Origin of the sequence: Vibrio sp. YIC-376 (assembly GCF_052353105.1) — a bacterium.
GTDB lineage: Bacteria > Pseudomonadota > Gammaproteobacteria > Enterobacterales > Vibrionaceae > Vibrio.
Window position 1 is genome coordinate 1 of record NZ_JBBWFK010000013.1, and the last position, 25,668, is coordinate 25,668.

Genomic DNA, 25,668 nt, shown 5'->3' on the forward strand with positions numbered 1-25,668 from the left:
TCAGATTGATGACGAACCCCACTTTTAAGGTGGGGTTCTGTTTTTTTTGCGGCCGCAGGCCGCGATCGCGATATTTTTTGTTAGATAAACTCTAGAGCGTTAGTGTTCTTAAATTGGCGTATATAAGTGAGGATTTGCGCTATTTCACCTCGATTTAGGCCGAGTTTACGCAGAGTGCTCACCACCAACGCTATCTTCTTGATGTTTTGAGCAGCCGCCGCCAACCAGCACTGCATCTGCACCTTGGCTAACCCTCGAAAGCGAGCGTATCGATGACCGTGATGTTGTTTTGCATCGGCGAAGCTTCTTTCTACCGTTTCACTTCTCCGCCTGTAGGTTTTCTTTCCATAAGCAGAGAGCCGCATCTGGTTGGCTCTATCCATGGCCTCCGTATAGATATGCCTCGTGATGACCTTCTTCATGTTTTTACTTTGAGTACAGTCATCACGCATTGGGCAGAACGCACATTCTTTAGGGTCTGAGTGATACTCTCGGTAAGCGCCGCGTGACGTCGTCTTGTAGATAAGGTCCTGTCCGTTGGGGCAACGATAGCTGTCTTTTTCTTTGTTATAGATAAAGTGTTTCTTCTTGAAGGCATTCTTTGTGCGTGATGGTCGGCGATAGCCGAACACGCCAAGTATCCCTCGGCGCTCAAGGGATTCAGCAACAGGGGCCGTGAAGTAACCGGCATCAAGACCAACGGCGATAGGATTGAGGTTAAACTGTTCAAGCGTGTGGTCGAGACGGCAGATATAAGGCTGGGAGTCATTGACATTCCCCGCGGTCGCATGGGTATCAACGATGATGCCATGCTGACCATCAACCGTGCGATGGTCGAGATAGAAGAACCCTTGCGGCTTATTGTCTCGGGTCATGAAGCCACTTTCTGGGTCAGTCGTACTGCTCTTCGTGTTATTAGCTTTCTGCTCAGAAGTTCGTTCTTTAAGTGGCTTCTTTCCCTCTTTTGCTCGGTCTAGTGCAACGTCTTCATCCAGCATATCTAAATATGCACTCGCTCGGACTGCCGTTTGTTTATTGGTGTGCTTGTTTTTGTTCGCGTTCGCTTTGAGGTGAGTGCTGTCAGTAAAGAGCTCTTGTCCAGCGACTAAGCCTTTAGCCATCGCTTGTTGAACGATGTTAATAAAGATACGTTCGAAGACATCCGTACCATTGAAGCGACGGATACGGTTTTGACTGAGTGTCGAGGCATGGATGACCTTTTCAGTGAGGGACATGCGGAGGAACCAACGATATGCGACATTCACTTCGATTTCTTTGACAAGCTGACGCTCGCTTTTTACGCCGAAGATGTACCCCAGTAGGATAATTTTGAATAGGCGGACAGGGTCTACAGGTGGTCGGCCATTGTCTTTGCAATAGAGGTGGGCGACTTCATCACGAATGAATTCAAAATCGATAGCAGAGTCAATTTTACGCACAAGGTGGTCTTTGGGAACAAGTTGTTCCATCGTCACCATTTCAAGTTCGTATTGTTGTGGAGAAGGTTCTTGAAGCATGTCGAGGTATCCAGATTTCGATACTCCTATTAGATCAAAGGACTAGCCTGATGGCTAGTCCTTTGTCAGCAGTCTGAGCCTGACATAGTCAGGCTCTTTTCATTTATAAAGCATATCGCCAGACAACAGCCAGCTTAGTCGATACGTAACTCTTTTAGCATCGACTCAGGCAGAGCGAGCTCATCATTCTTATTTACAGATACGCCTGCATCTAAAATGTTCTTAGCAATTTGCTTCGCTTCATCTAGCGAGTGCATTGCAGCAGTACCACATTGGTATTCATTTAGCTCAGGAATTTTGTTCTGGCTTTCTACTTTAAGTACATCTTCCATCGATGCAATCCACGCATCTGCCACTTGTTGCTCCGAAGGAGTACCAATCAAGCTCATGTAGAATCCGGTACGGCATCCCATTGGTGAAATATCAATAATCTCAACACTGTCACCGTTTAAGTGATTACGCATAAAGCCTGCGTAAAGATGCTCAAGAGTGTGGATCCCTTTCTCAGAAAGGATGTCTTTGTTTGGTGCAGTAAAGCGTAAATCGAAGACAGTAATGGTGTCCCCTTTTGGGGTTTGCATGGTTTTCGCAACTCGCACTGCTGGCGCATGCATACGAGTGTGATCCACAGTAAAACTATCGAGTAAAGGCATTACATCTCTCCTGATTGTAATTCCAACACCTATGGGCGTTGGTTTTTCTATTCGTCCCTACAAGGGTTAAAAGAACCAGCTGCTGTTGTCTTCCAGTTCCTGACGACATTGCTTCAGCTGCCAGCCATAATTCTTCGCGGTTTGTTCTACACGCCGCGCGACTTTAACTAAGCTAGGCTTCCTTTTATAAGTTCCACGTTGATAACCGCCTCTACCTTCATGATAGGCAAGATACTGGTTATATGGATCCCATAAAGAGATGCCGAGCTGACGACGGGTTTCATGGGTATACCAACCGACAAACATCATTGAATCATCAAAGTCAGTACGCGAGCCACCTTGCCCCGTCGAATCTTGAAAATCATCCCAGGCAGGATCTTGCGCTTGGGCGTACCCATAAGCGCTGCTGACTCGTCCCCAGGGAATAAAACCTAGCACGTAATCTTTGGGTGGTTTTGCATCATGTCGGTAGCCACTTTCTTGCTTAATGATGGCCATTGCAACATGGATTGGAGTTCCCCACTCCTCTTCCATATCTTTGGCATCACCATACCAACCAGACTTTTCTCGGAATATCTCGCACAGGTTATCTTGCTGCTTTGGTGGAGCCGTCGCACACCCTGCGAGCAACACACTGCCTAGCACCGATACCATTAGAGGCTTAATATTCACTTCCACCCAATCCTTATGATTTCGTTATTGTTTTAAATAAGAAAAGTAGTCAGCCAAGAAGTCATCAAAACTCATCGTATCACTTAACTCTGCCTGCTTCTGTTTTTCGATTGAAGCAGCAACTTCCGCTTCCATCATCTCTTGTGAGTAAAATTGGTAACTATGATTCAAATTCTCTTCACGATGCTTCAAACCCAGAGTGCACCCAACTTTTCCTAAACTGCCTAATTCTTTAGTCAGCTCTAACAACTGACCTGATGTTGTCTGCTCAGGGTTATCAATCCACTCAGAGAGCTTATTGCAAACATCTTGATATGCATTGTCTTCAGAGACTGCATCCATCGCTACTGCAATTTGGCGAAGCTCAGCAAAAACTCGATGCGCCCAATCTTGCAGAGACAAACGCTCGCCATTACAACCTATCTGTAACATCAGGCCTTTTTCACGACCAGAAACAATCACTTTGTTCCAGTTGTCACGCCAACACTCCAGCTCACAATTGTCCATTGGATCTGAGTCTGATAATGCAGCCCAAGTCAGGAATAAATCGAGGAAACGCACTTGTTCTTCAGTCACACCGACAGCACTGAATGGGTTCACATCCAAAGAGCGCACTTCGATGTACTCAACGCCTGCACGCTTTAATGCTTCTGATGGTTTCTCACCACTCTTAGCAACACGTTTGGGACGAATTGGTGCATACAGTTCATTTTCAATTTGCAAAATATTCGAGTTAAGCTGGCGGTATTCACCATCCACCTTGACACCGATTTTGGCAAATTCTTCTGACGGATGATTAATCGCGTCGTTTAAACCTTCAAGATACTGATCGATACTATTAAAGCCAATTTTTAACGAACTTTGCGCACTATTCGTGTATCCCAAATCACTTAATCGCAGAGAAGTCGATTTTGGTAAATACAAAGTGCCACCAAGGTTCTCAAACGGTAATTTCGTTTCCCGACCTTTAATAAATGAACCACATAGCGCTGGTGATGCACCAAAGAAGAATGGGATCATCCAACCAAAGCGGTAGTAATTACGAATCAGATCAAAATAAGCGGCAGATTTTGTTTCCTGACGAGTCTCTGAATCCTGCTCACCATAAAGCGCATCCCAAAACGAATCAGGAAATGAAAAGTTAAAGTGAACACCAGAAATAATCTGCATCAAACTGCCGTAACGACGCTTTAGGCCCGCACGGTAAAGCGTCTTCATTCGAGCTGAGTTTGAAGAGCCGTATTGGGCAAGTTGAATATCGTCTTCATTATCGACATAACACGGCATCGAAAGTGGCCACATCTTTTCTTCACCCATTTTAGTTTGGGTAAAGTGATGAATATCTTTCAGTTGTGCTATTAGTTCCGGAATATCATGAGAGACAGGAGTGATAAACTCGAGTAACGACTCTGAGAAATCCGTAGTAATCCACTGGTTTGTGAACGCTGAGCCCACCCCCTCTGGATGAGGTGTTGTTGCCAGATGTCCATCCTGACGATAGCGCAAAGTTTCGCGCTCAACACCGCGTCCAAACTGCTTAAATACTTCGGGGTTTGATGCAACTTTTTCCAGTCGCGCAGCAAAATCAGTCAAAATGAGGTTCGCTTATATTAGGAGCAGGACACTTGCCATCCGAAGCAAGTGAAAGCTAAGTTATTGATAATCGGTTCATCTAGATAAATAACCCACGAAAAGTCACTTATGTAGATGCATAGCGGAGAGCACGCCCTCCGCTATTAGATGTGTACTCTATCGAATGATTTCAAGCTCTTCCACGTCTTTCCCTAACTTTTCTAGTTGAGGGCGGAGTGATTTTGCATCACCAACAACGACAATTTGATAGTCGTTTGGATTAAACCATTTTTTCGCCAGCGTATTTAAAGTCTCTTTATCGACTTTTTCTACAATGGAATTTCGTTGTTGTAAGTAATCTTTATCAAGATTGTACTTAAAGATATTACTGATGAGTTCTGCTTTTTGTGTCGGCGTTTCGTACTTGAGTGCATCTTTTTGACCCACCGCCTGACGCATGAATTTCAACTCATCGTCAGTCATACCAGATTCAGAGAATGCTTTCATTTCATTTTCCATCTCTATGATTGACGCAACGGTTGAATCAGCACGTACTTGCGCAGTAAAAACAACAGAGCCAGTTTCTGGATTTCCAGAGAAGTATCCGTAAGCACCATACGTATAGCCTTTCTCTTCTCGAAGATTTTGGTTAATACGGCTGTTAAAGTTCCCCGACAAATTAAAGTTCGCCAGCTGGCCAAGGAAGAACTCACCGGTCGCATCGTACGGCATTCCCTGACGAACCATCATAACAACACTCTGAGGCGCTCCTGGTTTATCCACAAGATGAACTTTTTGCGAACCCAATGCAGAAATGTTTTGCGGTGCGTACAGCGGAGCCGCATCATCTTGCCAATTTGACCAAAACGCTAGCTTCTGCTCGATATCCTTTTTATTGACGTCACCCACCACAGTGATCTGCGCACCATGTGGCGTGTAGTGCGTTGCATAAAACTCACGGATATCATTGAGAGTCAGTGCCTTCATTCCAGCCTGTGTGCCGTCTTCAGGTCGGGCAAAAGTGGAATCACCGTAAAGCACCTGGCGGCTGGCTTGCTCGGCCATCCAACTTGGACTTTGGTGCTCATAAACCAAACCTTCCAGAGCTTGCTCTTTCACACGGTCAAAATCTTCTTGCTTGAATGCTGGTGATAGAAGAACTTCTTCGACAATCTTCAACGTCGGTTCTAAATTTTTCTCTAATGCAGAAACACTGATGTTCGTCGTGTAATCCGTCGCATCGACAGAGATAACACTACCCAGCCTATCTAACTCAGCCTGAATTTCTTCCATGCTACGTTTTGTCGTTCCCTCTTGCAGCATTGCTGCTGTCAGTTGAGCCAGTCCCTCTTGACCATTTTCAACAAAACGCGTTCCTGCAGGTAAACGGAATTGCATCATAACGGTTGGTGTCTCATTGCTGACAGTACCCAACAGTTGAGAACCATTGTCGAAATGCACCGAGTACAGTTCCGGCATGGTTGCCTCAACCGGATCACCAATAGGTGGCTGAACTGAACGATCGAAGTCGTCAGTTGCACGACGGTAAGCAAGCTGATCATCAGTAATCTTTTTGTACTCTGGTAGCGTGCGTTCTGGCGTCACAAACGTTGCTGATTTTACAGCCAAATCCGTTTTCCCTGTTGGTACAACACTCAAGGTTACTTTTGATTTACCTTTAATAAAATCACTGTACGCTTTCTCAACCGATGCTGGCGTCACAGCTCGAATTTGCTCCAGCTGTTCCTCAATCATGTCTGGCTTACCAAAGAAGGTCTCGTTAGATGCCAACTGAGTCACTTTGCCCTTAACACTTTCCAGCGCGAAAATGGCGTCAGCTTCAGCCTTGCCAGTTAACTGTTCAAGGCGATCTTCTGTTACACCCTGTTGTGAAAACTTGTTCAGTGACTGTATGACTTCATCATACAACTTAGTCAGGTCACCCTTATCACCGGAATCCCCCATCGCATAAACGAAGAAGGTACAAGACAGTTCGGCACAATCATGGAATGAGCCCGCATCGACCGCTTTCTGAGTTTTAACCAGTTCTTGGTAAAGCACACTGTTCGTGCCACCGCCAAGAACTTCAGATAGTGTATCGAGTGAAGCCTGGCTCTCTTCGCCACTGTATGTGGTTGGCCATGCAATCATCACCATCGGCTGCTGTATACGATCTTCTAAGGTGATGTATTTGCTTTCGCTCAGTTTTGTCGGTTGCTTTGCAGCATTCTCGACTTCCGGGCCACGAGGAATAGAACCAAAGTACTTGTTAACCCAGTCAAGTGTCTGTTCGACATCTACGTCACCACCAATGGTCAAGGTGGCATTATTCGGACCATACCAGCGCAAGAAGAAAGCTTTAAGGTCATTCACGTCAACGCGATCTAAATCTTCGACGTAACCAATGGTTTGCCATGAATATGGGTGACCTTCTGGGTATAGCGCTTCTGATATACGCTCCCAAATCAAACCATAAGGACGGTTGTCGTAGCGCTGTGCACGTTCATTCTTAACTGTTGAGCGCTGAATCTCAAACTTGTGTTGTGACACAGCATCCAGCAAGAACCCCATGCGGTCTGATTCGAGCCACAGCATTTTTTCTAGTTGGTTGGCTGGTACGGTTTCAAAATAGTTTGTGCGGTCACGATTGGTTGTCCCGTTAAGCGTACCACCCGCCTCAGTGATGATTTTGAAATGCTCTTGATCACCAACATTCTCTGAACCTTGGAACATCATGTGCTCAAAAAAGTGTGCAAAACCAGACTTGCCGATTTCCTCTCTCGCTGAACCAACATGATAAGTCACATCAACATGTACGAGCGGATCGGAGTCTTCTGGCGCGAGAATGACGGTAAGCCCGTTATCAAGTTTGTATTTTTGGTAAGGGATTTTAACTTTGCCTTCTTCCGCTTGTGACGACTCAACGAAAGTGACCCCTTCAGGCAGTGATGAAACAGGGGATTGTGATACACAACCCGTGATCACTAGCAGTGAACACGCGCCAACCCAAAAAATTCTCATGTACTTTCCTTAAAATAATCCGAGATAGATGGCTGCTAGAAGGCTGTACCTAGCGGCCTTTCCAAAAAATATCAGAACTACACACGGCAGGAATTTCATCCGTAACCAACCCGCCGCTAAACACAACGGATCACCAATAACCGGTAACCAGCTGAAAAATAAAACCCAGTAACCATATTTAGATAGCCACTTTAACGCGGTATGACCATGTTTTTCATATTGGGTTTTATTTGGGATCCATAACCCTAACCAGTAGTTAGTCAAACCACCAAGAGTGTTGCCTATCGTGGCGACGAGAATTACGGAATAGACGGAATATTGATTTAAAGAAAGGGTGGCGACTAACCCCGCCTCAGAGCCACCGGGTAATAAGGTGGCACTGAGAAAGCCGGTCATAAAAAGCACCCACAATGCAGAATCAGAAAACCAATGAGCTAAGTTTTCAAAGCCTGCATTAAATGCTTCTAGCATGTCATATCAAGCAATACCTTGCCTCTAGTCCGCCCGGATTCCACTTGTTCGTGAGCCGCAACCACCTCATCCATTGGGTAGATATGTTGTACCTCAGATTTTAGTAAACCTACATCAGCCATGTACAGCAACGAATCCAGCTGCTCTGGCTTAGGTTCAACTAACATACCGCTTGCTTCTATACCCAACAATTTCGCTTGCTCACAAATTAACTCGGCGGTGATCGTAGGCACAGTGATAACTCTTGCATCAGGCTTGAGGCATTTAAGCGCATCTAACGCAGCATCACCACCCACTAAATCAATCAAAACATCTATATCTTCAACACGTTCTGACACTGGACCTAATTGATAGTTCACTGCATGAACACCAAGTGACGTAAGATAATCTACATTTCGCTCACTGCAGGTAGTAAATACTTCAGCCTTACTTGCCGTTGCCAATTGCACGGCGATATGTCCTACGCCACCCGCACCGGCAAGAATTAAGACACGATCGCTTTCGGTGACATTGGCTTTACCCAAAGCCTGAGCAGCGGTTTGCCCAGCAAGGGGAAGTACAGCCGCCGAATCCAGTGTCACATTGCTTGGCACGTGGCTTAGCTCTGATTCTGGTACGCATACATACTGACTGTATCCACCACCTTTCACAGGGAAGCCGATGAAACCGGCAACTTTATCTCCGATAGCGAAACGGGACGTTTGCTCACCACAAGATACGACTTCACCTGAGATGTCATAACCCGGAACCCAAGGCAACTTATCTTTATTCTGAGCAGCAGCCCAGCCAAGTCCAGCACGGGTCTTTACATCAATAGGGTTCACACCTGAGAAAAAAACTTTAACTAAGACTTCATCTGATGTTGGTGTTGGCGTCGGGGCATTCTGAATCGCAAGTACGTTTGCAGTGCCAAATTCAGTGATAACGATCTGTTTGTGTTCCATAACCCATTCCTTGAAAGACAAAAAGGGATGCCGTAGCATCCCTTTGACTATAAACCATTTTGTTTAACGAAGTTAATGGTCACTTTGTAATTTGGCGGATAATTTTATCTCCAGCACAATCACAGCCACTGCGTGCTACAAAACTTCTACCCGACCAGAGCAAGTAGAATACCGGCCGCAACTGCAGAGCCAAGAACACCAGCGACGTTAGGACCCATAGCATGCATCAACAAGAAGTTTTGTGAGTTTGCTTCTAAGCCCACCTTATTCACAACACGCGCCGCCATAGGTACTGCTGAAACACCAGCTGCACCAATCAACGGGTTGATGTCTTCTTTCGAGAACTTATTCAGTAACTTCGCCATCAGAACGCCTGCAGCAGTACCGATGCTAAAAGCAATCGCACCCAGCGCTAAAATACCCAGCGTTTCCAGATTCAAAAATTTGTCAGCTTGCAACTTAGAGCCAACACCAATCCCAAGGAAGATGGTAACGATATTGATAAGCTCGTTTTGCGCCGTTTTCGATAAACGGTCCACAACACCAGCTTCACGCATCAAGTTACCAAGACAGAACATCCCAACCAGAGGCGTTGCCGACGGCAAGAATAGAATGGTCATCAGGAGCACAGCAAGCGGGAAGATGACTTTTTCCCATTTACCGACATGGCGCAACTGAGCCATTTTAATCTGACGCTCTTCTGTCGTGGTTAAGGCTTTCATGATTGGTGGCTGAATAATTGGTACCAACGCCATGTAGCTATAAGCCGCAACCGCAATAGCACCCAGTAAATCGGGCGACAGCTTGCTCGCCAGAAAAATAGCCGTTGGACCATCAGCACCACCGATAATCGCGATAGATGATGCATCGGCCATGGTGAATTCCATACCAGGAATGTAGTTCAGTAAAATCGCTCCAAATAGCGTAGCAAAAATACCAAACTGAGCTGCAGCACCTAACCAAAGCGTTTTCGGGTTCGCAATCAAGGCACCAAAGTCTGTCATCGCGCCTACGCCCATAAAGATCAATAACGGGAAAACACCCGATTCGATCCCGATGTGGTAGACGTAGTAAAGCAATCCACCTGGCTCGGTAAAACCAGCGTTTGGAATATTCGCCAAAATGGCGCCAAACCCGATTGGAAGCAGAAGTAATGGTTCAAAGCCCTTTCGAATCGCTAAAAACAGCAGGGTACAGCCAACCAACATCATACAGATTTGGCCGAACTCAAAGTTAGCGATCCCTGTTTCTGACCATAGGGTCATCAATCCGTCCATGATACTCCCTTACGCCAGACTCAGAAGAGGTGCACCTACGGTCACGGCATCACCTTCTTTTACATTCAACTCCTGAACGATACCACCACGAGCCGCACGAATTTCCGTTTCCATCTTCATTGCTTCAAGGATTAGCAACACATCACCCTCTGCAACCTCAGCACCTGGCTTAACATTGACTTTAAAGATGTTGCCCGCAAGAGGAGCTGGTACAAATTCAGCAGAAGTGCTGGCTGTTGCAGCAGGAGCCGTTGATTTTGCTGGTGTAGCTGAAGGTGTCACGGATGTCAGTTCACCCTGCGGACCAACTTCTACTTCATAAACCTGTCCATCAACACGAACGCTGTAAGTTTCTACACCGCCAGCAGCTTGAGCTACAGGTGCAGCAGCCGCTTCTAGAGTAGGAGCTGGCTCAAAGGCTTCTGGATTACCTCGGTTTTTAAGGAACTTCAGGCCAACCTGTGGGAACAGCGCGTAAGTTAGTACGTCATCAACTCGCTCGCTCGCAAGTTTAATGCCTTCTGATTTTGCTTTATCCATAAGATCGACAGTCAGAGCTTCCATTTCAGGCTCTAATAAATCTGCAGGACGGCACGTGATAGGCTCTTTACCTTCAAGTACTCTAGCTTGTAACTCGGCATTAAGTTGCGCTGGTGCTTGACCGTACTCACCTTTTAACAGGCCAGCAGTTTCCTTAGTAATGCTCTTGTAGCGTTCACCTGTAAGAACGTTAATAACCGCTTGAGTACCAACAATTTGCGAAGTTGGTGTTACCAATGGAATAAAACCAAGATCTTCACGAACGCGAGGGATCTCTTCTAATACCTCATCAATACGATCAGCTGCGCCCTGCTCTTTAAGCTGGCCTTCCATGTTGGTTAGCATGCCACCAGGCACCTGAGCGATAAGGATACGAGAGTCAACACCTTTCAACTGACCTTCCCACTTCGCGTATTTCTTGCGAACTTCACGGAAGTAAGCAGCAATAGGCTCAATCTCGTCCAATTTCAGATTAGTATCACGCTCAGTTCCCTGTAGCATCGCCACAACTGTTTCTGTTGGCGTATGCCCGTACGTACTGCTCATTGATGAAATGGCAGTATCAAGGATATCAATACCAGCTTCTACCGCTTTAATCGCAGTTGCTGTGGATAGCCCAGTGGTCGCATGGCAGTGAAGTGCTAACGGGACGTGACATGAAGCTTTGATTCGAGTGATCAACTCTTCGGCTTCATAAGGTTTTAGTAAGCCTGACATATCTTTAATACAGATAGAATGGCAGCCTAAGTCTTCCAAACGTTTTGCCAGATCAACCCACGTCTCTGTGTTGTGTACAGGGCTGGTTGTGTAAGACAGCGTACCTTGTGCGTGAGCGCCAACATCCACCGTCGCTTTTACAGCTTTTTGGAAATTTCGCACATCATTCATGGCATCAAAAATACGGAACACATCCATTCCATTAGCATGAGCGCGTTCAACAAACTTCTCTACTACGTCGTCGGCATAATGGCGGTATCCTAAAAGATTTTGACCACGCAATAACATTTGCATCGGGGTATTTGGCATCGCTTTCTTCAATTCTCGTAAGCGCTCCCATGGGTCTTCCCCAAGGAATCGAATGCAAGAATCAAACGTTGCTCCTCCCCAAGTCTCTAAAGACCAGTATCCAATCTTATCCAATTCAGCCGCAATCGGCAGCATATCATCGATACGCATGCGAGTAGCAAACAATGATTGATGGGCGTCTCGAAGGACCACATCCGTAATAGCTAGTGGTTTAGACATTCTCTTAAACTCCTTTTAATCCTATTTCGGCTACTTCGCGATAGAGGCGCGATGTTTATGAATCGCAGCCGAGATCGCCGCCACGACTTGTGGACTAACAGCGGAAGAGGTTGATTGAATATTGTTGTTTGTTTTTGGGCTTGTGATCGGCTCTAGTACTTCTTTTGGTACTAATTTCGACATGAGCCGCACGAGATAAACAAGCATAGTGAGGAAAATAAATACAACCGCCATCCCAGTAACCATGAGAGCGGCCGCATCTACTAGCAGGCTTCCTATATTAGTCATGTTGCTTCCTTTCTTTGTCATCCTGACAGGCGCAGGATTTTAATTGTGTCAGATCCCGACCCGAGGATTATCTCGACTGGTTAAATTTTGTCAATTTTGTTTAAGGAAGGTTTGTAGTAATCCCTACAAATGATTATTCATTCACTACCTAGATCACAATTCGTGTGCAAATGCTGCAGGAAAAGTACCTGATTAATTAACAGACAGACTAAATGAAAACGGACATAAAAACTGCGATTAGGGTGTCAAACCCGCTTCAAAGATGATAGGAAAAAGTTGATAACAAACAACTACATAATTACATTTAACATTATCACAACAATAAACAAATAAAGTAATTACATTGTCAGTTTAAGGCAGTTCGAAGACAGAAGAAACAAGATTAGAATTGAGCCATCAATCCAATCTGCGATTTGAAGTGAGGCGATTAGAATAGCAGAATTTTGAATAAACGAGCATGAATTGGTATCAAATCAGTACGGATGCTCTATCAAATGAGAAGTACATTCAGCAGATATGAAAAAGCCCCGCATAAGCGGGGCTTCTTAAGAAGTGGCGCGTCCTGGAGGATTCGAACCTCCGACCGCCTGGTTCGTAGCCAGGTACTCTATCCAGCTGAGCTAAGGACGCGCAGTTTTCGATATCAATTCCTACAAACATCTAGGCATCAATATCAGGGCATTACCCTCAATAAGTGGCGCGTCCTGGAGGATTCGAACCTCCGACCGCCTGGTTCGTAGCCAGGTACTCTATCCAGCTGAGCTAAGGACGCGCAGTTTTCGATATCAATTCCTATAAACATCTAGGTATCAATATCAGGGCATTACCCTCAATAAGTGGCGCGTCCTGGAGGATTCGAACCTCCGACCGCCTGGTTCGTAGCCAGGTACTCTATCCAGCTGAGCTAAGGACGCGCAGTTTTCGATATCAATTCCTATAAACATCTAGGTATCAATATCAGGGCATTACCCTCAATAAGTGGCGCGTCCTGGAGGATTCGAACCTCCGACCGCCTGGTTCGTAGCCAGGTACTCTATCCAGCTGAGCTAAGGACGCGCAGTTTTCGATATCAATTCCCACAAACATCTAGGTATCAATATCAGGGCATTACCCTCAATAAGTGGCGCGTCCTGGAGGATTCGAACCTCCGACCGCCTGGTTCGTAGCCAGGTACTCTATCCAGCTGAGCTAAGGACGCACACGTTTCGATATCAACTTTAGTCAATATCAGGGCAATACCCTAAATTCTTTTTCAAAAAAGTCAGACTAATTTGAAATGTGGCGCGTCCTGGAGGATTCGAACCTCCGACCGCCTGGTTCGTAGCCAGGTACTCTATCCAGCTGAGCTAAGGACGCACATTTTGTGAAATACATCACATTATTTTTCTTTAAGAACAAAAAAAATTGACTGCTACGTCAATAAATGGCGGTGAGGGAGGGATTCGAACCCTCGATGCGGCTACAAACCGCATACTCCCTTAGCAGGGGAGCGCCTTCGGCCTCTCGGCCACCTCACCGCATTATTCATACTCGAATACATCATCAAAGAATAACGTAAAAGAATATGGCGCGTCCTGGAGGATTCGAACCTCCGACCGCCTGGTTCGTAGCCAGGTACTCTATCCAGCTGAGCTAAGGACGCACATTGTTCTTTGTTTGGTTGCTAAATCAAACAAGGCAAGAATGGCGGTGAGGGAGGGATTCGAACCCTCGATGCGGCTACAAACCGCATACTCCCTTAGCAGGGGAGCGCCTTCGGCCTCTCGGCCACCTCACCGTCTTGCGGAGGCACATATTACGTTTTACCAAAAATAAGTCAAACACTTTCTTTGAAAAAAACCTTAAAAAACGCTCAACCGTTGCGGATTTAATCAAAGTGACTATTAAACGAACTTTACCACCCTATTATGATGAAAAAAAGAGAGTCTTCTCTTAAAAAATGACATTTATCAGAAACTAAAAAGGCCAGCCGATAGGCTAGCCTTTTCCATTCAAACTAAGCTCTGTAAACAGAAGTATCTTAGTAGTTACCTGAAGCAACGTTACCATTGCCTTTTTCTGCTTGAATGCGCATGTAGATTTCTTCACGGTGAACTGACACTTCTTTCGGAGCGTTAACGCCGATGCGCACTTGGTTACCTTTAACACCTAGTACAGTTACAGTCACCTCATCACCAATCATCAGTGTTTCGCCTACGCGACGAGTCAAAATTAGCATTCTGTGCTCCTTGAGTAATCTCTAAATTTTCTTGCTACAAAGCCATTATCCAATAAAAGTTATATTTTCGTAAACTACCTTGTTATCGAAAATCATCCTAATAAGGCATGTTTTTGCTGAATGTTCAATGCTTCAGAGGACATAATGTAAGCATCATGAAGAATGTTTGCCGCGATATCCACGTTTTCAGGTGATAAAACTAGCATCATAGTGAGTGCATTTGTCGCGCAGAAATTGATCTCAATATCTTGCTGTAACAACAAATCGCATGCGTGCTCAACCATTCCATTGGCTTCAAGCCCAACTGCGGTTAACAGGCTAACCATTTCACTATTACGGATTTTATCGCTGAAGACCAGATCGAACTTGGCACATGCATCTTGTTTTATCATGATACCTGTTCGTTCTGTTTCCTCGATCACATTCCAAATGTCGATACCTAACATCTGACATTGCTTTGTAGCACTTGATAAATGTTCTTTATCAACTTCAATAATGGCAAGATCACGTTGAATAGCTATACCAGATACAGCTTGAGTACCTGTATCCCCCTTGACTAAGCTGCCTTCATTCACATCAAATGTCGAAAGCACGCGCAGAGGTACATTATTCTTCCATGCAAATTGCACTGAAGGTAAGTGTAAAACCTTAGCTCCACGGCTTGCCATTGCTTCCATTGAAGGGAAATCAATCACAGCCATTTTTTGAGCCGTTTTCACTACACGTGGGTCACAAGTATAAATACCATCAACGTCGGTAAAGATTTGACACTCATCAGCACGCAACGCGCCTGCTAGTGTCACAGCGCTCGTATCTGAGCCACCTCGACCTAATGTGGTGATATCCCCATTTTCATTCACACCTTGAAAACCCGCGACAATGACAATTTGCTCTTGTTCAAGCAAAGCCATTATTCTCGTAGTATCAATGTGCTTAATCGTTGCGTCATTGTGTTGGTTATCTGTCACAATGTTCGCTTGTGCTCCGGTAAGTGAGCGAGATGCATAACCCAATTTGTTCAGGGTCATTGCCAGTAGCGCCATAGACACTTGCTCACCAGCAGAGAGCAAAACATCAAGTTCGCGGGCTGTAGGAACACTATCGACCTGTTTAGCCAGATCCATCAGCCTGTTTGTTTCTCCTGACATAGCAGAAACAACTACGACAACTTGATTACCATCATTTTTCGCTTTAATGATGTGTTCAGCAACTTGGTGGATTCTTTCAATAGAACCCATAGAAGTTCCGCCAAACTTTTGCACGATAAGGGGCTTTTTCACCAGTCTTCACCTTCCCAAGACCAAAGTCTCATTAGGACCACTAACATTTTGTTCGTTAAAATTAATGTAAGTGGCAGTTACAACAAAAACCAAGTAGCTTAACTAACCTGATTAATTATCGGTCAATTAAACCACTTGGTTACCGTTAAAAAATTACGCCCAATCAAAGAAAAATTGATTGAGCGTAAATTTGTTATTTATTGCTTATAAACGCTCTTCCAGCCAAGGCTGAACTGCTTTAATTGCCTCTGGCAATGCCGCGACGTCAGTACCACCAGCTTGAGCCATATCTGGACGACCGCCGCCTTTACCACCGACTTGTTCAGCAACCATTTTAACCAGATCACCAGCCTTCACTTTGCCAACAAGATCTTTTGTCACACCAGCAATCAGACCAACTTTGTCATCAGCGACGTTTGCCAGAAGTACAACACCAGAGCCCATTTGGTTCTTGATGTCATCAACCATGGTGCGTAAGTTTTTGCTGTCTGCGCCTTCTAAAGCTGCAATCAATACTTTCGTACCATTTACTTCTGTCGCTTTACCCATGATGTTCGCACTTTCTGCTGCAGCCATCTTGTCTTTCAGCTTTTGAATTTCTTTTTCAAGCGCTTTCGATTTTTGTGCAGATTCTGCAAGCTTCTCTTCGTATTTAGCCGTCTGAGTTTCGATTGCGTCCAGAGCCGCTTCACCAGTTACCGCTTCGATACGACGAACACCCGCTGCAATGCCACTTTCTGAGATGATCTTGAACAGACCAATATCACCAGTGCTTGAAGCGTGGATACCACCACAAAGCTCAGTAGAGAAGTCACCCATCGATAGTACACGAACTTCGTCGTCGTATTTCTCACCAAACAACGCCATCGCACCTTTCTTCTTCGCAGACTCGACGTCCATAATATTGGTTTCGATAACGTGGTTACGGCGGATTTGAGCATTAACCAGACGCTCAACTTCTTTCAACTCTTCAGCTGTAACAGCTTCCAGGTGCGAGAAGTCAAAACGAAGGTTTTCTGGTCGAACTAAAGAGCCTTTTTGCAGTACGTGTTCGCCTAGTACTCGACGAAGTGCTTCGTGCATTAAGTGTGTAGCAGAGTGGTTTAATGAGGTTGCGGCACGACGCTCTGCGTCGACAATTGTTGCCACTTCATCACCTTTAGCAAGAACGCCTTCAGCCATTACGCCGTGGTGTGCAATTGCGCTACCCAGTTTCTGAGTATCCTCAACACGGAAGATACCTGATTCAGTGCGAATTTCACCAGTATCACCACACTGGCCACCAGACTCAGCGTAGAACGGCGTTTCAGCCAAAACGATAATCGCTTTATCGCCAGCAGACAGAGAATCAACTTCGTTGCCTTCAACGAACATGGCTTCTACTGAACTTGAGCCTTTTGTACCTGTGTAGCCACAGAACTCAGTTTCAGCGTCTACTTTGATTACGGCATTGTAGTCTGTACCAAACTGGCCAGCTTCACGAGCACGTTGACGCTGCTCTTCCATCGCTTTCTCAAAACCAACCTCGTCAATTGTGAATTCACGTTCACGTGCAACGTCGTTAGTTAAGTCAGCTGGGAAACCGTAAGTATCGTAAAGTTTAAATACTGTTTCGCCGTCTAGCTCTTTGCCATCTAAGTTATCTAGCGCTTCGTTTAGAATCGACATACCACGTTCAAGTGTACGACCAAAGTTTTCTTCTTCGATACGCAGAACTTTTTCTACTAACGCTTGTTGGCGTTTCAGTTCTTCACCTGCCGTACCCATGATATCAGCAAGTACACCAACCAATTTGTGGAAGAATGCACCTTGTGCACCTAGCTTGTTACCGTGGCGAACAGCACGACGGATAATACGGCGTAGAACATAACCACGACCTTCATTTGAAGGCATGACACCATCAACGATCAGGAATGAACACGAACGGATGTGGTCAGCAATAACACGTAAAGACTGGTTAGATAAGTCATCGTAACCAACCACTTCAGCAGCTGCTTTGATAAGCGCCTGGAATACGTCGATTTCGTAGTTTGAGTGAACGCCCTGCATGATTGCAGAGATACGCTCGATACCCATGCCTGTATCTACAGATGGTTTTGGTAGCGGCTCCATTGTACCGTCTGCATGACGGTTGAACTGCATGAATACGTTGTTCCAGATCTCGATGAAACGGTCACCATCTTCCTCTGGCGTGCCAGGACGGCCACCCCAGATGTGCTCACCGTGATCATAGAAGATTTCAGTACACGGACCACAAGGACCAGTGTCACCCATTTGCCAGAAGTTATCTGACTCGTATGGCTTGCCACCTTTCTTGTCGCCAATGCGAATAATGCGGTCAGCTGGAACGCCTACTTTTTTGTTCCAGATATCAAATGCTTCGTCGTCGGTTTCATAAACGGTCACCAGTAGACGATCTTTAGGCAGTTGAAGAACTTCTGTTAAAAATTCCCAAGCGTATGCAATCGCGTCTTCTTTGAAGTAATCGCCAAAGCTGAAGTTACCTAGCATTTCAAAGAAAGTATGGTGGCGAGCTGTGAAGCCCACGTTTTCCAGGTCATTATGTTTACCGCCAGCACGTACACAACGTTGAGCCGTAGTCGCTCGAGTATAGGCTCGTTTTTCCAAGCCTAAGAAACAATCTTTAAATTGGTTCATACCTGCGTTAGTAAACAGCAGAGTTGGGTCGTTATGTGGTACTAACGATGAACTTTCTACGATTTGGTGTCCTTTGCTTTCAAAGAACTTGAGGAACGAGTTACGAACCTCGTCAGTGCTCATGTACATGCAGCTCTTCCTGAAAATAGTCGAGTTAGAATTTTGCCGTATTGTAGATCATGCAATCAGCTACGACTAGTTTTCTTGCGGAAAAGAGGGGTTAGAAGAAAAATTTTGAAGAAAAACAGAAATCAACGAGAGAGAATATCCTTTAATCATGCTCCTCAAAGCTCAATGCATAGCTAATTTGTTCAAAAGAATAACCACGATATTGCATAAAACGCACCTGTTTAGCGTACTCTTTCTGATCTTTGGCTTTTATTGCTTTGAATTTTTTGTCCGCAGCCATTCTCGCCAATTCAAACCAATCTTGCGGCTCTTCTGCCATCGCTTCTTCAATCACCGATTCGGACACACGCTTCTGGGCTAATTCTTGGCGAATCCTACGCTCACCGTGGCCTTTATAGACATGCTGGCGAATCTGGCTTTTGGCATAACGTAAATCGTCGAGATAATTATGATCCAAACAGAAATTTATCGCGGCTTCGATATCAGCATCTTCATACCCTTTCAAAGCAAGCTTTTGATGCAGTTCATACTGACCGTGATCACGTCGGCTCAAAAGTTGGATGGCGGCTTCTTTACTAGATAGGGTTGGTGCTTGACGCTTTTGGTACATAGTGATCCTAAACCTATTATTCCTGTACAAGCTTGGTTTTTAGCAACTCAGATACAGCAGATATAACAAAGCCCTGCAGTGCAGGGCTTTTCATTGTTCTAATCAAGCTGAAGATTAAAACTCTTCTTCTTGCTTCTCTGCTACTTCAACAGCTTCTGGTGCTTCATGAGCTGCTGGTGATAGCAACATTTCGCGTAGTTTCGTGTCGATAGTTTTCGCCACTTGCGGATTTTCGCGAAGGTAGTTACAAGCGTTTGCTTTACCTTGACCAATCTTGTCACCATTGTAGCTGTACCAAGCGCCCGCTTTTTCAACCAGCTTGTGCTTCACGCCCAAGTCAATCAGCTCACCTTCTCGGTTAAAGCCCTGACCGTACATGATTTGTGTATTTGCTTCTTTAAACGGTGCTGCAATCTTGTTCTTAACAACTTTGATACGAGTTTCGTTACCGACAACTTCGTCGCCTTCTTTGATCGCGCCAGTACGACGGATATCCAGACGAACAGAAGCGTAGAACTTAAGTGCGTTACCACCAGTTGTGGTTTCTGGGTTACCAAACATCACACCAATTTTCATACGGATTTGGTTGATGAAGATACACATACAGTTAGACTGCTTTAGGTTACCAGTTAGCTTACGCATTGCTTGAGAAAGCATACGAGCTTGAAGACCCATGTGGCTGTCGCCCATTTCGCCTTCAATTTCTGCTTTTGGTGTCAGAGCGGCAACAGAGTCGACAACCATAACGTCGATAGCACCAGAGCGTGCTAATGCATCACAAATTTCCAGCGCTTGCTCACCAGTATCTGGCTGAGAAACCAATAGCGCATCGATATCAACACCAAGTTTTTTCGCATAAACTGGATCCAGAGCGTGCTCTGCATCGATAAACGCACACGTTTTACCTTCGCGCTGTGCTGCAGCGATTAACTCTAGAGTTAGCGTTGTTTTACCTGAAGATTCTGGACCGTAGATTTCTACGATACGACCCATTGGTAAACCACCAGCACCCAAAGCAATATCAAGAGAAAGAGAACCCGTTGAGATGGTTTCTACGTCCATTGCGCGGTTATCGCCAAGGCGCATGATTGAGCCTTTACCGAATTGTTTTTCAATTTGACCTAGCGCAGCGGCGAGCGCTTTCTGTTTGTTCTCGTCCATTACTTTCTCCGATTTATTCATCTTCTTTGGGCGACGAATAGTCATTAAACTTTTCTTAAGCAGTTATCCTGCTCAGCAATGAAAGTCATTATACTGTTGATTCATACAGTGTCTATACCTGTATGAAAAAAATTTGGGTTGTACTGCACCATATTTTGCTCCAGACCTTATCACGTCTGGGCTAAGGAAATTTTAAATTTTCTCAGACAAATGTTGATAGATTCGAGTGAGTGCATGAAATACAGCTTGCTCCCGCACCTCGGCACGATCACCATCAAAATGCATAGTTTCCACCAAAAGCCAGTCTTGCTTATCTGCAAATGCAAAGCATACTGTTCCTACTGGCTTCTCTTCACTGCCGCCTCCCGGCCCTGCAATACCACTGATCGACACTCCAATCGTCGCATTCGAGTGCTTAAGCGCTCCCTGAACCATTTCAATCACGACAGGTTCACTGACTGCGCCGTTCTCCTCAAGAGTCTGAGAACGTACGCCAAGCATTTCCATTTTCGCTTCGTTGCTGTAAGTCACAAAAGCGCGGTCCAGCCATCCTGAGCTGCCTGCTATATCTGTAATTGCAGCAGCAACGCCACCGCCTGTGCAAGACTCAGCCGTCGTCATTATATGCCCATGTTGCGCGAGTAGAGCCCCTAAATCTGCACTTAATTTCGTTGTTCTTTCCATAGCCAAAATGCCCGTTGTCTCTTTTTACTTGAAGGGGATTCACGTATCCTAAGCCGCTCCGGAAATAAACAAAAGAACTTACCTGTGAAAGCTGAACAAAAACACACTCCGATGATGCAGCAATACCTCAAGCTCAAAGCTGAGAACCCTGAAATTTTGCTGTTCTACCGCATGGGCGATTTCTACGAGCTCTTTTATGATGATGCTAAGCGTGCGTCTCAGTTGCTCGATATCTCCTTAACCAAACGTGGTGCTTCTGCCGGAGAGCCGATTCCTATGGCGGGTGTACCGTTTCATGCCGTAGAAGGGTATTTAGCCAAACTTGTTCAGCTTGGTGAGTCTGTTGCTATCTGTGAGCAGATTGGTGACCCAGCCACCAGTAAAGGTCCTGTTGAACGAAAAGTTGTGCGTATTGTGACTCCGGGCACTGTGACAGATGAAGCCCTACTTTCTGAACGCATCGACAACTTAATTGCGGCGATTTATCACCATAACGGTAAGTTTGGCTACGCAACGCTGGATATCACTTCAGGCCGCTTTCAATTAACAGAACCTGAAACAGAAGAATCGATGGCGGCAGAACTCCAACGTACAGCCCCTCGTGAGTTACTGTTTCCTGAAGATTTTGAGCCCGTTCACTTGATGTCGAGCCGCAACGGTAACCGTCGTCGTCCGGTATGGGAGTTTGAACTCGATACCGCGAAGCAACAGCTGAACCAGCAATTTGGCACCAAAGACTTAGTTGGCTTTGGCGTAGAACACGCTGCGCTTGGCTTATGTGCTGCAGGTTGTTTGATCCAATACGTCAAAGACACACAGCGTACCGCGCTACCGCACATTCGCTCTTTAACCTTCGATCGTCAGGATCATTCCGTTATTTTGGATGCAGCAACACGTCGCAATCTCGAAATCACTCACAATCTAGCGGGAGGTGTCGATAATACGTTAGCAGCCATACTCGACCACTGCGCAACTCCAATGGGTAGTCGCATGCTCAAACGTTGGTTGCATCAGCCAATGCGTTGTATCGATACACTGAACAACCGTCTGGATGCGATTGGCGAAATTAAAGATCAAGGCGTGTTTGCTGATCTACAGCCAGTGCTAAAACAGATCGGCGATATCGAACGTATCTTGGCTCGCCTTGCTTTGCGTTCAGCCCGTCCGCGTGATATGGCTCGTCTACGTCACGCAATGCAGCAACTTCCTGAACTGGAGGGAATTACTGCCTCTTTAGCTCATCCATACCTTGTGAAGTTAGCGCAGTTTGCTGCACCTATCGACGATGTCTGCGAGTTACTGGAACGTGCAATCAAGGAAAACCCACCCGTGGTCATCCGTGACGGTGGCGTTATCGCTGAAGGCTACAATGATGAGCTGGACGAGTGGCGTAAACTTGCCGATGGTGCAACTGAATACTTAGATAAGCTCGAAGCGGATGAACGCGAGCGTCACGGTATCGATACGCTAAAAGTGGGTTACAACAACGTACATGGTTTCTATATTCAGGTCAGTCGTGGTCAAAGCAAACTGGTACCACCGCATTATGTGCGTCGTCAAACGCTGAAAAATGCAGAGCGCTACATTATTCCTGAGCTGAAAGAGCACGAGGACAAAGTGCTTAACTCAAAATCCAAAGCCCTTGCGTTGGAAAAACAGCTATGGGAAGAGCTGTTTGATCTGCTGATGCCAAATCTTGAGAAGCTGCAAAACTTAGCTTCGGCTATTTCTCAGCTGGACGTGCTGCAAAACCTAGCAGAACGTGCAGACTCGCTCGATTACTGTCGTCCGACACTTGTCAAAGAGCCGGGAATCCAGATTCAATCAGGTCGTCATCCTGTCGTAGAGCAAGTTACAAGCGATCCATTTATCGCCAACCCGATCGATCTCAACCCAAGCAGAAAAATGTTGATCATCACTGGTCCAAACATGGGTGGTAAATCCACATACATGCGTCAAACCGCATTGATCGCTTTGATGGCTCACATCGGTTCATACGTGCCAGCGGAATCCGCTCAAATCGGCTCGTTAGATCGCATCTTTACTCGTATTGGTGCATCCGATGACTTGGCTTCTGGACGCTCCACGTTCATGGTCGAAATGACAGAAACAGCAAATATTCTGCACAACGCCACTAAGAACAGCTTAGTGTTAATGGATGAAATTGGTCGAGGCACCAGCACTTATGATGGTCTTTCTCTGGCATGGGCAAGCGCAGAGTGGCTGGCAACACAGATAGGTGCTTTGACTCTGTTTGCCACGCACTACTTTGAATTAACAGAGCTGCCAAGCCAGTTACCAAATCTGGCTAATGTTCATTTGGATGCCGTCGAACACGGGGACAGCATTGCATTTATGCACGCGGTTCAGGAAGGAGCAGCAAGCAAATCTTTCGGTCTCGCTGTTGCAGGACTGGCCGGGGTACCTAAAACCGTCATTAAAAATGCGCGTAACAAACTGTCTCAGCTTGAGCAGTTGAGCCATGGTAGTAACTCCCCTCGCCCAAGTACTGTGGATGTGGCAAATCAGCTAAGCCTGATCCCTGAACCAAGCGAAGTGGAGCAAGCCTTGTCGAACATTGACCCCGATGACCTGACACCTCGCCAAGCACTCGAAGAACTGTATCGTCTAAAGAAAATGCTTTAGCCATTAAAGATCATCGGCTTAAAACGCAAAAAGGCTATGGTTACCCATAGCCTTTTTAATTTATACAAGATGCAGATTAATCATCTTCAACGTTAAACAAGTTTTCCATATTCAAACCTTGTTTAATCAATACTTCACGTAGACGACGCAAGCCTTCCACCTGGATTTGACGCACTCGCTCTCGAGTTAACCCAATTTCACGTCCAACCTCTTCCAGTGTTGATGGCTCATAACCAAGGAGCCCAAAGCGACGAGCCAACACTTCTTTCTGTTTTGGATTCAGTTCTTCAAGCCAATGAATCAATGAAGATTTAATATCATCGTCTTGAGTAGAGACTTCAGGGTCTGAATTGTTTGCATCAGGGATAATGTCGAGTAGTGCTTTTTCTCCATCGCCACCGATCGGAGTATCGACTGAGCTGATGCGCTCGTTCAGACGAAGCATCTTGCTAACGTCTTCCACTGGAATATCCAGCTGAGCTGCAATCTCTTCTGCAGTTGGTTCATGATCGAGCTTCTGGGAAAGTTCACGCGCAGTACGCAGATAAATGTTCAGCTCTTTCACAACATGAATCGGTAGACGGATTGTACGAGTTTGGTTCATCAACGCACGCTCAATCGTTTGTCGAATCCACCATGTTGCGTATGTAGAGAAACGGAAACCACGCTCCGGATCGAACTTCTCAACCGCACGGATCAAACCTAAGTTACCTTCTTCGATAAGATCAAGCAGAGCCAAACCACGGTTACTGTAACGGCGAGAGATCTTCACAACCAAACGCAAGTTACTTTCGATCATACGCTTACGAGCAGCTTCGTCACCACGCAATGCACGGCGAGCATACAGCACTTCTTCTTCAGCGGTAAGTAGAGGTGAGAAGCCAATTTCGCCCAAATACAACTGAGTGGCATCTAAGCTTTTGCTGCTCGCATCAAACTCTTCACGCGCAGCCGTTTTGCCTTCTGTAGGTGATGATTTTTCGAGTTCATCTTCGACTTCAACGGACTTCATTTCCTCTTCGTCGAATTCAAACTCGTCAACTTTGGATACTGTGTTGCTGATACTCATAACGCCTCCCCCTGGCGAGTTAGCAAGACATGACAACTACTTATGTCGCTAAATGGTTTCGCAAGTTGTTTTTCAAAGTTTTATGGCAAATAGCGTTTTGGATTCACTGATTTACCTTGGTAGCGAATTTCAAAGTGTAATTTAACGGACTTAGAGCCTGAACTACCCATCGTGGCTATTTTTTGTCCGCTTGAGACACTTTGTCCTTCAGATACCAGCAGCTTGTCGTTGTGAGCGTATGCGCTTAAATAATTGTCGTTATGCTTCACTATAATTAGGTTGCCATAACCTCTTAGCGCATTACCGGAATACACGACCGTGCCGGCTGCGGTTGAAACGATAGGCTGACCACGCTGTCCTGCGATATCTATGCCTTTATTTCCCTGTTCTCCCGCTGAAAAGTTCTTGATTACTCTCCCTTTTGTAGGCCATAACCACTTAGATACATTCTCATTTTTCGCTGTAGTTGTTGGCGTCGTTTTCTGCAGATTTTGGTTATCTTTTGAACCAACATACTCCTTTGTTTTGGTTTGTTCAACCATCTTTGGAGGCGGTTTTTGTACTACTTTAGGAGTAGTAACCTGCACTTTTGGAGTAGAGTTTTTACTTGAATTTACAGGCTGTGACACTGTTGATGTTTTAGTCACTGGGGGTAGTGTCTTCGCAACCACAGGAGCCACAACGGGTTCGACTTTATGCCCGTATTTAGGGGCAATATATTTCGGAGCCCAAAGTTTTAGGCGCTGACCGGGATAGATCGTGTAGGGTTGAGAAAGATCATTGTAACGAACAAGATCATTTACATCTTTATCTGTGACGTAAGCTATGAAATAAAGCGTGTCTCCTTTCTTTACTTCATAGTAACTCCCTCTATAGCTTCCTCTCTCAACATTTGAGTAATCTTTTTTTAAGCTTGATACAGGTGCAGGTGAGTGAGCCGCGCAACCCAGAAGTCCCGCAGCTAATATAGAGCTAATACCAATTCGACGTAATAACTTGCTCACCTATCCTTA

The 25,668-nt window shown here is 45.6% G+C and carries 19 protein-coding genes and 9 tRNA genes; 1 reads left to right on the forward strand and 27 read right to left on the reverse strand.

The genetic code is table 11. The features are described 5' to 3' along the window. Positions 1 to 80: 80 nt before the first annotated feature. The 25 genes from WJM94_RS19645 to pncC form a co-directional block, all read right to left on the reverse strand. Positions 81 to 1,517, reverse strand: a complete 1,437-nt coding sequence (locus tag WJM94_RS19645; RefSeq protein ID WP_444493534.1) for an IS1182 family transposase — start codon at positions 1,515 to 1,517, stop codon at positions 81 to 83. A gap of 134 nt (positions 1,518 to 1,651) precedes the next feature. After that, positions 1,652 to 2,170, reverse strand: coding sequence for an S-ribosylhomocysteine lyase (gene luxS, locus WJM94_RS19650; RefSeq protein WP_444495885.1), 519 nt, complete (start codon positions 2,168 to 2,170; stop codon positions 1,652 to 1,654). 66 nt (positions 2,171 to 2,236) lie between these two features. After that, positions 2,237 to 2,824 carry a transglycosylase SLT domain-containing protein gene (locus WJM94_RS19655; RefSeq protein WP_444495965.1) on the reverse strand — a complete coding sequence of 196 codons (588 nt, stop codon included), beginning with the start codon at positions 2,822 to 2,824 and terminating at the stop codon, positions 2,237 to 2,239. A gap of 42 nt (positions 2,825 to 2,866) precedes the next feature. Continuing rightward, positions 2,867 to 4,435, reverse strand: a complete 1,569-nt coding sequence (gene gshA, locus WJM94_RS19660; protein WP_444495886.1) for a glutamate--cysteine ligase — start codon at positions 4,433 to 4,435, stop codon at positions 2,867 to 2,869. A 156-nt stretch (positions 4,436 to 4,591) separates the two neighbouring features. Continuing rightward, positions 4,592 to 7,435, reverse strand: a complete 2,844-nt coding sequence (locus WJM94_RS19665; RefSeq protein ID WP_444495887.1) for a M16 family metallopeptidase — start codon at positions 7,433 to 7,435, stop codon at positions 4,592 to 4,594. Between the two features lie 9 nt (positions 7,436 to 7,444). Next, entirely contained in the window at positions 7,445 to 7,906 is a 462-nt protein-coding gene (locus WJM94_RS19670) for a YqaA family protein (RefSeq protein ID WP_444495888.1), read from the reverse strand. Continuing rightward, positions 7,900 to 8,850, reverse strand: coding sequence for an NADP-dependent oxidoreductase (locus WJM94_RS19675; protein WP_444495889.1), 951 nt, complete (start codon positions 8,848 to 8,850; stop codon positions 7,900 to 7,902). The genes WJM94_RS19670 and WJM94_RS19675 overlap by 7 nt, the downstream gene beginning before the upstream one ends. Before the next feature lie 146 nt (positions 8,851 to 8,996). Then, a complete protein-coding gene (locus WJM94_RS19680) occupies positions 8,997 to 10,127 on the reverse strand; it encodes a sodium ion-translocating decarboxylase subunit beta (RefSeq protein ID WP_444495890.1) in 1,131 nt (376 codons plus the stop codon). A gap of 9 nt (positions 10,128 to 10,136) precedes the next feature. Next, positions 10,137 to 11,912 (reverse strand): sodium-extruding oxaloacetate decarboxylase subunit alpha, encoded by a 1,776-nt coding sequence (gene oadA / locus WJM94_RS19685; RefSeq protein ID WP_444495891.1) that lies wholly within the window; start codon positions 11,910 to 11,912, stop codon positions 10,137 to 10,139. Positions 11,913 to 11,942: 30 nt separating this feature from the next. After that, positions 11,943 to 12,200: an oxaloacetate decarboxylase subunit gamma gene (locus tag WJM94_RS19690; protein ID WP_444495892.1), complete on the reverse strand. Its 258-nt coding sequence runs from the start codon at positions 12,198 to 12,200 to the stop codon at positions 11,943 to 11,945. Between the two features lie 553 nt (positions 12,201 to 12,753). Beyond that, positions 12,754 to 12,830: transfer RNA gene (locus WJM94_RS19695), tRNA-Arg, on the reverse strand. Between the two features lie 65 nt (positions 12,831 to 12,895). After that, positions 12,896 to 12,972: transfer RNA gene (locus WJM94_RS19700), tRNA-Arg, on the reverse strand. 65 nt (positions 12,973 to 13,037) lie between these two features. Further along, positions 13,038 to 13,114 (reverse strand) — tRNA-Arg (locus WJM94_RS19705). A gap of 65 nt (positions 13,115 to 13,179) precedes the next feature. Beyond that, positions 13,180 to 13,256 (reverse strand) — tRNA-Arg (locus WJM94_RS19710). A 65-nt stretch (positions 13,257 to 13,321) separates the two neighbouring features. Continuing rightward, positions 13,322 to 13,398 (reverse strand) — tRNA-Arg (locus WJM94_RS19715). A gap of 81 nt (positions 13,399 to 13,479) precedes the next feature. After that, a tRNA-Arg gene (locus WJM94_RS19720) sits at positions 13,480 to 13,556 on the reverse strand. 68 nt (positions 13,557 to 13,624) lie between these two features. Continuing rightward, positions 13,625 to 13,717 (reverse strand) — tRNA-Ser (locus WJM94_RS19725). Positions 13,718 to 13,765: 48 nt separating this feature from the next. Beyond that, a tRNA-Arg gene (locus tag WJM94_RS19730) sits at positions 13,766 to 13,842 on the reverse strand. Positions 13,843 to 13,884: 42 nt separating this feature from the next. Then, positions 13,885 to 13,977, reverse strand: a tRNA-Ser gene (locus WJM94_RS19735). Positions 13,978 to 14,220: 243 nt separating this feature from the next. After that, the gene (gene csrA / locus WJM94_RS19740) at positions 14,221 to 14,418 is read right to left on the reverse strand and encodes a carbon storage regulator CsrA (protein WP_004415691.1); all 198 of its coding nucleotides are present in this window, start codon (positions 14,416 to 14,418) and stop codon (positions 14,221 to 14,223) included. A gap of 92 nt (positions 14,419 to 14,510) precedes the next feature. Further along, positions 14,511 to 15,698: an aspartate kinase gene (locus tag WJM94_RS19745; RefSeq protein WP_444495893.1), complete on the reverse strand. Its 1,188-nt coding sequence runs from the start codon at positions 15,696 to 15,698 to the stop codon at positions 14,511 to 14,513. 204 nt (positions 15,699 to 15,902) lie between these two features. Further along, on the reverse strand, positions 15,903 to 18,485 hold the full coding sequence (gene alaS, locus WJM94_RS19750; protein WP_444495894.1) for an alanine--tRNA ligase: 2,583 nt from the start codon (positions 18,483 to 18,485) through the stop codon (positions 15,903 to 15,905). A gap of 142 nt (positions 18,486 to 18,627) precedes the next feature. Further along, complete coding sequence (gene recX / locus WJM94_RS19755; RefSeq protein ID WP_444495895.1) at positions 18,628 to 19,095, reverse strand: recombination regulator RecX; 468 nt, start codon at positions 19,093 to 19,095, stop codon at positions 18,628 to 18,630. A 114-nt stretch (positions 19,096 to 19,209) separates the two neighbouring features. After that, a complete protein-coding gene (gene recA / locus WJM94_RS19760; protein WP_444495966.1) occupies positions 19,210 to 20,256 on the reverse strand; it encodes a recombinase RecA in 1,047 nt (348 codons plus the stop codon). A gap of 192 nt (positions 20,257 to 20,448) precedes the next feature. Beyond that, positions 20,449 to 20,940, reverse strand: a complete 492-nt coding sequence (gene pncC, locus WJM94_RS19765; protein ID WP_444495896.1) for a nicotinamide-nucleotide amidase — start codon at positions 20,938 to 20,940, stop codon at positions 20,449 to 20,451. An 84-nt stretch (positions 20,941 to 21,024) separates the two neighbouring features. On the opposite strand from pncC, the gene mutS reads away from it, so the two are divergent. Beyond that, positions 21,025 to 23,586, forward strand: coding sequence for a DNA mismatch repair protein MutS (gene mutS / locus WJM94_RS19770; protein ID WP_444495897.1), 2,562 nt, complete (start codon positions 21,025 to 21,027; stop codon positions 23,584 to 23,586). Between the two features lie 76 nt (positions 23,587 to 23,662). On the opposite strand, the gene rpoS is transcribed toward mutS, so the two are convergent. Next, positions 23,663 to 24,655: an RNA polymerase sigma factor RpoS gene (gene rpoS / locus WJM94_RS19775; RefSeq protein ID WP_444495898.1), complete on the reverse strand. Its 993-nt coding sequence runs from the start codon at positions 24,653 to 24,655 to the stop codon at positions 23,663 to 23,665. An 80-nt stretch (positions 24,656 to 24,735) separates the two neighbouring features. Continuing rightward, positions 24,736 to 25,659 (reverse strand): peptidoglycan DD-metalloendopeptidase family protein, encoded by a 924-nt coding sequence (locus tag WJM94_RS19780; RefSeq protein WP_444495899.1) that lies wholly within the window; start codon positions 25,657 to 25,659, stop codon positions 24,736 to 24,738. Positions 25,660 to 25,668: the final 9 nt, after the last annotated feature.